The organism is Aquimarina celericrescens (assembly GCF_042682765.1).
GTDB lineage: Bacteria > Bacteroidota > Bacteroidia > Flavobacteriales > Flavobacteriaceae > Aquimarina > Aquimarina celericrescens.
In genome coordinates this window covers 280398-292860 of sequence record NZ_JBHUHY010000002.1, presented here as the reverse complement: position 1 = coordinate 292860, position 12463 = coordinate 280398, and the positions used below count along the sequence as shown (strand labels likewise).

The 12463-nt window shown below is 33.2% G+C and carries 10 protein-coding genes; 3 read left to right on the top strand and 7 right to left on the bottom strand.

All coding sequences use genetic code 11. The features are described 5' to 3' along the window. Positions 1 to 7: 7 nt before the first annotated feature. Entirely contained in the window at positions 8 to 175 is a 168-nt protein-coding gene (locus ACFSJT_RS01305) for a hypothetical protein (RefSeq protein WP_378318376.1), read from the bottom strand. Between the two features lie 161 nt (positions 176 to 336). Then, positions 337 to 855, bottom strand: coding sequence for a hypothetical protein (locus ACFSJT_RS01300; RefSeq protein WP_378318375.1), 519 nt, complete (start codon positions 853 to 855; stop codon positions 337 to 339). Positions 856 to 1055: 200 nt separating this feature from the next. Here ACFSJT_RS01300 and ychF point away from each other — a divergent pair, with 200 nt between their 5' ends. Further along, complete coding sequence (ychF, locus tag ACFSJT_RS01295; protein ID WP_378318374.1) at positions 1056 to 2150, top strand: redox-regulated ATPase YchF; 1095 nt, start codon at positions 1056 to 1058, stop codon at positions 2148 to 2150. A 326-nt stretch (positions 2151 to 2476) separates the two neighbouring features. After that, positions 2477 to 4597, top strand: a complete 2121-nt coding sequence (locus tag ACFSJT_RS01290) for a tetratricopeptide repeat-containing hybrid sensor histidine kinase/response regulator (protein ID WP_378318373.1) — start codon at positions 2477 to 2479, stop codon at positions 4595 to 4597. Between the two features lie 46 nt (positions 4598 to 4643). On the opposite strand, the gene ACFSJT_RS01285 is transcribed toward ACFSJT_RS01290, so the two are convergent. Together ACFSJT_RS01285 and ACFSJT_RS01280 are read right to left on the bottom strand one after the other, a co-directional pair. Continuing rightward, positions 4644 to 7085 (bottom strand): alpha/beta hydrolase family protein, encoded by a 2442-nt coding sequence (locus ACFSJT_RS01285; RefSeq protein ID WP_378318372.1) that lies wholly within the window; start codon positions 7083 to 7085, stop codon positions 4644 to 4646. A 72-nt stretch (positions 7086 to 7157) separates the two neighbouring features. Beyond that, a complete protein-coding gene (locus ACFSJT_RS01280; protein ID WP_378318371.1) occupies positions 7158 to 7934 on the bottom strand; it encodes an alpha/beta fold hydrolase in 777 nt (258 codons plus the stop codon). A 134-nt stretch (positions 7935 to 8068) separates the two neighbouring features. Between ACFSJT_RS01280 and ACFSJT_RS01275 the strand changes: the two genes are divergently transcribed. Then, positions 8069 to 9946: a M61 family metallopeptidase gene (locus ACFSJT_RS01275; protein WP_378318370.1), complete on the top strand. Its 1878-nt coding sequence runs from the start codon at positions 8069 to 8071 to the stop codon at positions 9944 to 9946. Between the two features lie 20 nt (positions 9947 to 9966). Here ACFSJT_RS01275 and ppk2 (ACFSJT_RS01270) read toward each other — a convergent pair whose 3' ends face one another. The 3 genes from ppk2 (ACFSJT_RS01270) to ACFSJT_RS01260 form a co-directional block, all read right to left on the bottom strand. Next, positions 9967 to 10758 (bottom strand): polyphosphate kinase 2, encoded by a 792-nt coding sequence (gene ppk2, locus ACFSJT_RS01270; protein ID WP_378318369.1) that lies wholly within the window; start codon positions 10756 to 10758, stop codon positions 9967 to 9969. 1 nt (position 10759) lies between these two features. Next, a complete protein-coding gene (ppk2, locus tag ACFSJT_RS01265) occupies positions 10760 to 11605 on the bottom strand; it encodes a polyphosphate kinase 2 (RefSeq protein WP_378318368.1) in 846 nt (281 codons plus the stop codon). Between the two features lie 74 nt (positions 11606 to 11679). Then, positions 11680 to 12144: an alpha/beta hydrolase family protein gene (locus ACFSJT_RS01260; RefSeq protein WP_378318367.1), complete on the bottom strand. Its 465-nt coding sequence runs from the start codon at positions 12142 to 12144 to the stop codon at positions 11680 to 11682. Positions 12145 to 12463 lie beyond the last annotated feature (319 nt).

Below are 12463 nucleotides of genomic sequence, written 5' to 3'. Positions count from 1 at the left end.
TTAAATTTTAAAGGCAGACTGAATCAATAGGTAACCGGCATAATGGAGCACCCCATTCACCACCGCAGAGAATACAATCTCTTTCATTGGTTGGCCATCCACCACCATGAATTTTTTGTTGCTTTTTTCTGTTTAGTTTTTCAACTCCTTCTAGTTTTAAAATACGTTGTAACATAATTTAAGGTTTTAAGATTATTCTTGCTAATATAAGTAAGAATTACCCTAATCATATCGAATCTAATAAATAATTAACAGTATACTTATTTATTGTGATTTCAAAAGTCAAATCTTACAGATCCAATCGTAATATTATGGTAAAAGCTTTTTAATAGAAGACTATTTCACTTTGTAAACCGTAGTTATCACTTGATCAGATTTAGGATCATATCTTTCTAAAATAAGGTTTTTCTCCTTATCGAAATGTCCAAGACAGTTATCTGTTTCCCCCATATTTATGATGTAATATCCACTACTTACAGGTCTTGCTTTTGATACTTTGTTTCCGGATTTACTTAAAAGAGTAATACGATATCCGTTGCTCTCTTTGATCAAAGTGTATGAATCTTGATCAGAAGAAGAATGTGATTTTTGTACTTGGACCTCTGCATCTGTATATGTTGCCGCCTGATTTGTTTTATCTTCATCGCCTGGATTGAGTTTGATTTTACTCTTTTTAGTAATAACTTCCTGTTTTTTTATAACCTTTTCCTCACCATTTGGCCCTTTGATCCGAATGATCTTAGTCACTGTTTCTTTTGATGAATTTTCCTTGGATTTACCTTCTTCGGTTTGTGCAACCACTATTGATGCACAGCTCATAAATGATACTAAAGTTAGAATTCTAAAAGTTTTCATTGTGTTTACTTGTTGGACTTTAAAATTACAAAAAAATGAAAATATGATATAAAATTCTGTTTTTCAATACATTACAAACAAGGCGCGATTTTTCAATCTTGTGTATCTGTACTTGTATGATACGCAATAATACTGTTATCTTTGCACTCTTAAAAAATGAGATAACTAAAATGTGTCTCAAATACTATTTTACAATTATTATGAAAGCAGGAATCGTAGGATTACCAAATGTAGGAAAATCAACTTTATTCAACTGTTTGTCAAATGCCAAGGCGCAGAGTGCAAATTTTCCTTTCTGTACTATTGAACCAAATATTGGTGTGGTAAATGTTCCAGATATAAGACTGGAAAAATTAGAAGAACTTGTGAATCCAGAGCGTGTCATTCCGGCAACAGTAGAGATTGTTGACATTGCGGGATTAGTAAAGGGGGCGAGTAAGGGTGAAGGTTTAGGGAATCAATTTTTAGGTAATATTCGCGAAACCGATGCTATTATTCACGTTTTACGATGTTTTGATAATGATAATATTGTTCATGTAGATGGATCTATAGACCCAATAAGAGATAAAGAGACCATAGATATTGAATTACAATTGAAAGATCTTGAAAGTGTAGAAAAGAAACTCGATAAGGTAAAACGCGCTGCAAAAACCGGTAACAAAGAGGCGCAAAAAGAAGAAGCAGTTTTATTAAAACTAAAAGAAGGACTGGAAGCCGGGGTCTCAGTAAGAGCAATTGATATCTCTGATGATGATCGGTTGGCTTATGTTAAACCGTTGCAGTTTATTACTGATAAGCCAGTATTATATGTTTGTAATGTAGATGAAGGATCAGCAGTTAGCGGTAATGAGTATGTAAATAAGGTGAAAGAAGCTGTAGCTTCAGAAAATGCAGAAGTAATCGTATTAGCCGTAGGTACCGAGGCAGATATAACCGAGCTTGATGATTATGAAGAAAGACAAATGTTTCTGCAAGATATGGGACTAGAAGAACCTGGAGCTTCTGTATTAATTCGCGCAGCATACAAATTACTTAACCAGCATACATATTTTACCGCAGGAGTCAAAGAAGTTAGGGCATGGACTGTAAATATAGGTGCGACAGCACCGCAAGCTGCCGGGGTAATACATACAGACTTTGAAAAAGGTTTTATTAGAGCCGAGGTAATCAAATATGATGATTTTGTAAGTTATGGTAGTGAAGCCAAAGCAAGAGAAGCCGGAAAATTAGGAGTAGAAGGTAAGGGGTATATAGTAAACGACGGAGATGTAATGCATTTCTTATTCAACGTTTAGGTAATTTTAAAAGTATTTATATAGCCTCTTTTGAAATTACTCAAAAGAGGTGTTTTTTTGAAATTATTATCTTTTTCACAATACCACAATACAGAAAAATAGTATACAATAAGAGATATCAATGCTATTTTAAATACTTTTTAATGTTTTTTCCTTAATTTAAACAAATAATTAAAAGTTCTCATTTACTTGGGGGTATAAATTTTTAGTAATAAAGTATTCGATGGAAGCATTGAATAGTATAAATTTATAATTTGGGGGCCTTAAGGATAATATTTGTTTTACATTGCTTTATAGGTAGCGTATGCTTTGCTTATAGTCAGGACTTGGCAAACGAGACTATAAATGATAGTTTATTAGCTTATAAAAAAAGGTCTAGTGATTTTCTTGCTCAATATAAAATTAAAGAATCACTAGATTATGCTATTAAGATAATAGATCTTGCGTATCAAATAGATAGTGACACCTACAAAACTATTGGTCACTATTTGATGGCAAGTAATTATGAGATCGTTAAAGATTTTAAAAATGTAGAAATTCACTATAAAGAATCCCTTAAATATTCAAAACAAGCCAACGATTCAATTAGAATATTACGTAGTTTAAACGGATTGGGTAATGTATATTCTGAAGGATATAAAAATATTGATAAAGGCCTTTACTACTATAATCAGTCTCTACAAATCGCAGAAAAAATTAATGTCGAATCAGAAAAACTTGCACCAATATTAAATATTGGCTGGACCTATATAGATGAAGAAGAGTTTGACATCGCATACCCTTATTTGAAAAGGGCTGAAAAACTAGCCAAAGATTCTGGAGATATTGTTGCTATTTGCGATGTTAAATATTTATTAGGCAGATATTATGTTGGAAAGAATGAGATGCAAAAAGCAAATAAATTATTTAACGAAGTTATAGAAGATGTAGAAGAAAAAGAAATACTTTCTGTACTTACAGATACATATAAGGCAAAGTCTGACGCTTTCAAAAAACAGGATAATATAGACTCTGCATATTATAATATTAATAAATATTTGTATTACAAGGATAAGCTATTTGATGAAGAAAAATTGAAACGAATAGAAATTGCAAATGCAAGTTTTAGTTTAGACAAATTTCAAAGAGAGTTAGAAGTCACTACAAAAGAAAAAGAGTATCTAGCAAAAATAGCAAAGAGTAATAAATTAATTACTATAATTTCAATTGGTCTTATGCTGATGCTTGCCGGGATATTTTTCTTTTATCGAGGCTATAGGTCAAAGAAAAAACTTAGTAAAGTTTTAGAAGAGAAAAATGAACAATTAATTCAGGCAAAGATTGAAGCTGAAAAATTAACCAGTATTAAGTCTCAATTTATTTCAACAGTAAGTCATGAGCTCAGGACTCCACTCTATGGCGTAGTGGGGATTACTACATTACTACTTGAGGATAATGAAATTCAAGCCAAGCATAAAAAATTGCTTAATTCCTTAAAATTTTCGGGAGATTATCTTCTTGATCTAATTAACAAGGTATTGAAAATAAGTAAAATAGAATCTAATGCTGAAAAACTTACAAAAACTCCAACCAATCTTCTTCAACTTTCTCAAAACCTATTATATTCTTTTGAATATCAGGCAAAAAATAGGAACAATGAACTTATTTTAGAAGTGCAAAAAGAACTTCCTGAAGTACTTAATGTGGATTCTCTTAAATTATCTGAAGTGCTTATTAACCTAATCGGAAATTCAGCCAAGTTCACAGAAAATGGAAAAATATGGCTTAGAGTAAAAATTCTGTCAATTGATAAAGACCAGATTACTATTCGTTATGAAGTCGAGGATAATGGTGTAGGCATTCCAGAAGACAAAAAGGAATTCGTCTTCGAGAAGTTTTCGCAAGTTGGAAGAGAGTTTAATAAATCAGAAGGAACTGGATTAGGATTGTCTATTGTAAAAAATCTTTTAGAGATGATGAATAGTGAAATTCATCTCGATAGCAAGGAGGGAAGAGGTACAAAGTTTTATTTTGACTTAACATTGGAGGTTATCGATGAAAGAGGGGAAAATGAACTAAATCTGGAAAATAGTGGTATTAACCAAAAATTTAGAAGGATTTTGGTTGCCGAAGATAATAAGATCAATCAAATAGTGACTAAAAACCTGCTAAATCTTATTGGATATGAATGTACCATTGTTGAAAATGGCTTCAATGCCTTACAAATGGTTCAAAAAGAAGATTTCGACTTGATTTTAATGGATCTTAATATGCCGTATTTAAATGGTATTGAGGCTACGAAACGAATAAGAGAATTTGATCAAACTACGCCAATAATAGCATTAACTGCATCAGAACTAAGTGAAGTAAAGGAAGAGTGTCTGGAAATCGGGATGAATGATATTATCAATAAGCCATTGAATAAAAATGACCTTAGAGATATTATTGCCAAAAATCTTTTGCCTTAAAAAAGACTATAATTATTGTTGTCATAGTCTTTTTTAAGTGCACTATTTAATTAGTTCCTTGTTGTTTAGGACTCTTCTTGTTCTTGACATATTTTTCTAACCATTGATCTTGCTCCCATAGCAAATGAAGAATCGACTCTTTGGCTCTATATCCATGGCTTTCTTTGGGAAGCATAACTAATCTAGTTGTTGCTCCCAACCCTTTTAGGGCATTAAAGTATCGTTCACTTTGCAAGGGATATGTTCCCGAATTATTATCAGCATGACCGTGAATCAATAATAAAGGAGTCTTCATCTTATCTGAATGCATAAAAGGGGACATATTGTAATACACCTCTGGAGCTTCCCAGTAACTTCTTTCTTCGCTTTGGAAACCGAAAGGGGTAAGAGTTCTATTGTAAGCCCCGCTTCTGGCAATACCTGCAGCAAATAAATTAGAATGCGATAGCAAATTAGCGGTCATAAATGCTCCATACGAATGGCCTCCAACAGCTACTCTATCTCGATCAATATATCCTAATGAATCTACTGCATCTATAGCAGCCTTACCATTTGCGACTAATTGTTTTCTAAAAGAATCATTAGGTTCTTCATCTCCTTCTCCAACAATAGGGAAAGATGCACCATCTAATACAACATAACCTCTTGTAACCCAATATAGCATAGAACCCCAAAAAGGATAAGTAAACTCATTTGGGTTCGAGGTAGATTGTGAAGCGCTACTTTTATCCTTAAATTCTCTTGGGTATGCCCAAAGAATCATGGGCATTTTTTCTTTTTTAGTTTTATCATATCCAACGGGCAGATAAAGAGTTCCTGATAATTCTAATCCATCATCTCTTTTATATTTGATTACTTCTTTATGTACATCTTGTAGACTAGCAAAAGGGTTCTCAAAAGACGTTATTTGAGTAAGTTCATTTTCTTTTTTAATGTTGCGAATATAATAATTGGGGTATTCATTAGGAGATTCTATTCTTACCAAAAATTCCCCTTTTTTTAAATCAATAGCCGTATAAATATTCTCTACTTTATCAGTATATTTTGATTGATATGCGCGAGAGGAGGTGTTGGACTTTAAACTAAATTTATCTATAAATGGGAATTGCCCTTCTTTGGTATAACCATCTCCAATCATATATATGTTGTTATTTTCGATGTTAATCACAGAATATCCGTACTTATTTTTTATGGTAACGGGGCTTCCCGGATCGCTATATCTGTCTTGATAATTTCGATCGTGAATTATATTCGGTTTTTGACCAGGTTTTGATGGATTAAAAATATAAGTTTTAGTGTTTCGGGTATTCCACCAATAATCATAGGCAACGGCCACTTCCTCATTGGTCCATTGAATACCTCTAAAACGATTGATCATTTTTAAAATAGACTTTGGACTTCCTGTAAATGGGGCTTCAAGCTGAAACACTTCATCTCGATATTCAACTTCAACTTCGGGATCGCCTTTATCCAAAGCTTCTGTCCAAACTAACGTTGCCGGTCGATCCGAACGCCATGTCATAGATCTTTTTCCGGTGCGTGTTGCCATAAATCCTTTCGGTAGCACTTCTGTAAGAGGTACCTTGTTTACAGTTCTAACGATTTCGCCAGTATGTTTATACAGTTTGGTTTCTTGCGGAAAACGTCTGTAAGGGACTATGTACGAAAATGGTTTTTGAATTTCGGTAGCAATAACATATTTACCATCTGGTGAAAATGAAAAATTACTGTACATTGCGGCTGGAGCCCAATTTTCCGTTTTTCCATTTAGGGTAACTTTTTTAATTTCAGAAATTGCTAACTGTTCAAAATTATATTCATCATTTGGATTTTTCAATAGATCTTGATAAGTCCTATTTTGAGCTTTTTTTCCATCACTCATTGTAATTGTAGGTCCTACCGGAATAGCTTTTTGAGCATCAATAAGAGGTTTTCGGGTACTTGGTATAAACTTCACCAATAAGGCCGAGTTATCTCTAAACCATTTAAAGGGATTTCGCATGTTTGCATTAATAATGGCATCAGTGATTTTTGTCGCTTTCGCTTCTGAAATATTCAAAATCCAAAGTTCGACTCCACTTTTGGTGGTGTTGGTAAATGCAGCTTTACTCTGATCCGGAGACCAAACGAAATTTGTTATTCTTGGATTTTCAGGAAGTCCTGTAACTTGTTTTGCTTCTTTATCCAAAGTCCTTTTAACTTTTACATCGTTAAAATAATTAGCTCTACTAGAAATATTTGTTTTGGGATTAATACGTAATCCGGCTAATCGCATTTCTTTTTCTGATAATTCTGAAATTGTTTTGTAACTATCTCTGTATAAGAATACCAGATTTGCCCCTTTTGAATCTACTCTTACTGAAGGAGCTAACTTAACATCTACAAGTTCTAAAATTTCTTTTGGAGGCTTTTGATATTCGAGTTTTTCTTGAGCATTACAGACAGACATAATCAAGAATAGCAAAAAAGTTGATTTGATGAATTGCATAGTGAAATGATTTAAAGATAATTGTTACAAGTTTTTAAATAAATATCAAGAAATATAGAATTTATCAATTCTTTAACATGATATACCGATTTTGCGTAAAAATTGATTGACTTTTTCAATTACAATTTGGGGATTTTCCTTGTGCGGAGTGTGGCCAATGTTTTTGAGTATTAAAGAGTTAGACTCTCCTGTGGTTTTTTCAACAATGGAATAGACTTGTTCCAGAGTGCCATACTCGTCATTTTCTCCCTGAATAATAAGAGACGGGCATTTTATTTTAGGAAGATATTTCTCGATGTTCCATGATTGATAAGAAGGAGAAAGCCAGGTTTCTGTCCACATTTTAAAAACAGCGTCTGTCTTTTCACCATGATATTTAAATAGTCGCTCTTTTAAATTTGTATTTTTAAACAATCGTACTGCCTCTTTGATTCCTTTGATTGTCTTTTTTTCAACAAACACATGAGCTCCTTCAGTGATAATACCAGTTATTTTTTCTGGGAATAGAGCAGCCGCCAACAAAGCTATACTACCGCCATCACTATGACCAAATAAAACTACTCTAGAAAGGCTCAATTGATCCAGAATTTTTCCTAAGATCATAGCTTCTTTAAGAAGATAGTCATTATTTCTTTGAATAACTGTAAAAGGAGAGGATTTTCCATACCCATGTCTATCGTAAGAAAGTACATTACAATTACAAATTGATTCTATACTCTTTGGGAAATCCCTCCAAAGTTCTACACATCCCAGGGAGTCATGCAAGAAAATGATTGTAGTGTTATCTGGAGGTAAGGAATTAGTATCTCTAGAAAAATGCAGTGTATATTTGTCAATTATTAAATTCAAAAAATGTAAGCTTTTATAATTAAAAAGTGCTAAAAGTAAGCCAAAGTCTATACAAAATGCATATTTTGCGTAACGAAATTGTAACACACGTTTCTTTTTAGAGTTTAGCATAAGTAAATATAGATTTAGATCAAATGAAAAATACATTAGCCAGGATTTCTATTGGTTTATTGTTGGTAGGATGTGGAGTACAGAATCCTTCAAATGATATTTCGACCAATGTTCCTGTAGCAACAGTTATGGATTTAACCCAAACAGCAGATGATAAAGTACCTGTTACCATTAATCCTGGACGATTTGTACAAGACACAGTAAAATATTATCTGCCAAAAGTGGTTCAGGGGACTTATTCAGTCAGCAATTTTGGAAAATATGTGGATGATTTTAAGGCTTTTGATTATGAAGGAAATGAAATCAATACAGAAAGTCTCGATGACAATACATGGTTAATAGCCAATGCAAAGCAACTCGATAAAATTGAGTATAAAGTAAATGATACCTACGATATTGAAAATGTAACGATTGGCGCTCCTTTTTCTCCTTCAGGCACCAACATAGAGCCTGATAATTTCGTGCTCAATCTTCACGGCTTTATAGGTTATTTTGATGTTTTGAAAAATAATCAATATTCGTTAGAAATTAAGGCGCCTACTGCAATGAAAAGAACTTCTGCTTTGCAAAAAACAGGTTCTGAGGTCAGCGAAGATGGATCAAATACAACTGATAAATATTTTGCGACTCGCTATTTTGAAATTACAGATAATCCCATGATGTATGGTAATCTGGATATCGAAGAATTTCAAGTCGGAGATATAAAGATTGTATTAAGTGTTTATTCTCCTAATAAAGTACATACAGCTTCAAAAATTAAAGAAACTGTATTTAAAATGATGAAAGCACAAAAAGCATATCTTGGTGATATTAATAGTACTCCTAGATATGATATCTACTTATATTTAGCTTCTGGTGAACAAAATTCCCCCTCTGGATTTGGGGCTCTAGAACATCATACTTCTACAGTTGTAGTACTGCCAGAACAGATTCCTGATGATGCATTAGCTTCAGCAATGATCGATGTGGTATCTCACGAATTTTTTCATATAGTTACTCCGCTTAGTGTACATTCTGAAGATGTGCATTACTTTGACTATAATGCTCCAACATTTTCTAAGCATTTGTGGATGTATGAAGGAGTGACAGAATATTTCGCAACGCTTTTCCAGATTAATCAGGGATTGATAGATGAGCAAGAATTTTTCCTTAAGATACAAGCTAAAATCGAAAACGCTACAGCATATGATGATGCGATGAGTTTTACAGAGATGAGCGAAAATATTTTAGACAAACCCTATGCGCCTAACTATGCTAACGTTTACGAAAAAGGAGCATTGATAGGTATGTGTATTGATATTTTGATGCGTGAGGCAAGTGATGGAAATAGAGGGATTTTGTCTTTGATGAAAGAATTATCTCTTAAGTATGGTGAAAATAAACCTTTCGATGATGATAAAATCATAGCAGAAATTACAGAGATGACATATCCTTCTGTGGGAGAATTCTTGAAGACCCATGTTGAAGGGAGTACTCCAATCAACTATCAAGAGTTTTTTAATAAAGTAGGATTAGAGATCAAAACACAGAAAATAGAAACAAACTATGTCCAGAATGGAAGGGAATTGATTTTTGCAGGAAATATGGCTGCAGGTACCATATTTTTTACCGAGCAGGTCGAAGATAATAGCTTTTGGGCGGATAACGGAGTGAAACCTAATGACGATGTTATTGAGCTTAACGGTACTAAAGTAACCATTCAAAATGTAAATAAGGTTCTTGGTACTACTCTAGAATGGGAGGAAGGTGATAACTTAGAAATTAAGTTAAATAGAGACGGAGAGGATGTGGTGATAAAAACTAAAGTTACAAAGTCTTATACAACAGGGAAAAAACTCACAACAGTCGAAAATCCTACTACAAAGCAGTTGGAATTGAGAAATGCCTGGCTTAAAGGTTAAGCTTTTGTTTGAAAAATCAATTATCTGTAGGGAATAGTATTGAGAATATATTGTATAGCTTCAATTCGGGCTTTGGTTTTTCGATCTGCTTCAATGACGATCCATGGCGAAAGTTCTGTATTCGTATGCTCAAACATTTTGACTTTATACTTTGTATACTCATCCCAGAGTTCTTGCGCACGTTCATCAACAGGAGTCATTTTCCATTTTTTAAGAGGGCTAGTTTTGATATCATTAAACCGTAGTTCTTGCTCTTCTTTTGTGATAGAGAAATATAACTTGATCAAATGAGTATTTGATTCCAGAATCATTCTTTCAAATTCATTTACCTGCCCCATAAACGTACGATATTGTTGTTCTGTACAAAATCCATTTACGGGTTCTACAACAGCACGATTGTACCAACTGCGGTCAAAAAGAACCATTTCACCAGGCTTTGGCAATTGGTTCACATACCGCTGAAAATACCACTGGCCTTGTTCTTCGCTAGTAGGTTTCGGTAAGGCTACTTTACGAAAATGTCTTGGATTAAGATGTGCTGTAAGTCTTCTTATAGCGCCTCCTTTTCCTGCAGCATCACGACCTTCGTAAAGAATGACAATTTTTTTGTTGTTTTGTATGTACCAGTTTTGAAGCTTTATAAGTTCTATTTGTAGCTCTCTTAACTCTAGTTCATATTTTGCCATTCTTAAAGCTTTAGAAACATCTGTCTTTTTATCATTAAATAGATACCTAAGCCCAATGGGTGAGTTTAATATTTGTAAATCTTCGTCGCTTATGTTCAGGATTTCTTTTTTTTTGGCTGTTGTCATATTATATGTCTATTTGTTCTATGTGTCGGTGGTATCTTACTATAACATTTGGATCTGGTAACAGCGTAGTTTTAGCTTTTGATTTACCTATATAATCAAACATAGAGAGTACATATCTGATACTTTCCAAGCGAGCTGTTTTTTTATCATTTGTTTTAACAATAATCCAGGGACTAAAAGTAGTATGGGTTTTAGAGAACATTTGTTCTTTGTATTTGGTGTATTTATTCCATAGATGCTGACCTTTCATGTCTACCGGACTAAATTTCCATTTTTTTAATGGATTTTGCATTCGGGAATCAAATCTCTTTTTCTGTTCTTCTTTTGATATCGAAAACCAGAATTTGATTACAATTGCTCCGTCTTCATATAACATGTGTTCAAACCCCGGAACCTGAACCATAAACTTATTGTACTGTCTTTTTGTGCAAAAACCCATAACGGGCTCTACGACTGCCCGGTTGTACCAACTGCGATCAAAAAACACTATTTCACCCGGATTAGGTAATTCTTTTATGTATCTCCTAAAATACCACTGTCCTTGTTCTTCTTCTGTTGGTTTAGAAAGTGCTACAATACGCATCGATCTGGGATTTAGGTGCTCGGTGAACCGTTTAATAGACCCCCCTTTACCAGCGGCATCTCTTCCTTCGAAAAGAATAGCCACCCTAAGCTTCTTTTTGGCAACCCATTGCTGTAGATTTACAAGTTCTGCTTGTAAGGCTCGAAGCTCATCTTCATATCTTAAGCTTCTTTGGATCTTAGAAATATCAATGTTTTTTTGATCTGCAATATGAATTAATTGTTTTCTTTTTTTGATATGCGCCAGATCTTCGAGTGTGAACATAGAGTAGTATAATTTATTTTTTAGGATAATCATTAAAGGTAAAAAAAAGGAAATTAATTATTATGATATTTATCCTAGACTAAGAAATTTTTGGTATTATTCGATATTTGGATGTGGCTTATTTTATTTAACCAATCGGTTATCGCATTTAAGAATCCAACACATCTTGTCCTAGGCATGTCATTATTTTGAAACTCATAAAAACCTCCTGTTTTGCATGGATATAAATTGTGATTACGGTTCGGCAATGATTTGACGGTCAAATCTGTATTTCTGCTTAGTGTCTTTTCGTATAAAGGTTTGGTTTTCTTCCAGTCAACATTCATATCATTTTCGCCAAACAAAGCCAAAACAGGAAAATTTATATTAGATAATATAGAATCAAAATTCTTGATGTAAACTTGTAATACAGTTTCTTCATCAAGTTCTTCTTTCATAAAAGATTTTTGATATTTATAGTAATCTTCTTTTGTGTTAACAGTATTATTATTAAATCGTTTTAAAAACTTATTATTTCTGAGGTTTTTAGTAGCATTCATATTTCAGGACGGATCATCTTTAACGACAAAGGTCTGGCTATGATTTTTGGGATAGTATCCACCTTAAGACTATTTTGCAGAGAAATCAAGTTGGTTTATGTTTAATTTTTTCTTACGCGCCTCGTCACACTTAATTATAATCATTGTTGCCATTTCGTTGCTTAAGTCTGTTCGTATTTGATTCAAATTTATCACAGTTACTATCTAAACACCTTACTAGAGCTCAAAAACTTATTATTAAGGCGGTTTGCATGATATGTGATATTATACTATATTAAAAAATAAAGGCAGTTTTAGATCAAATACTTTATAAAGTATT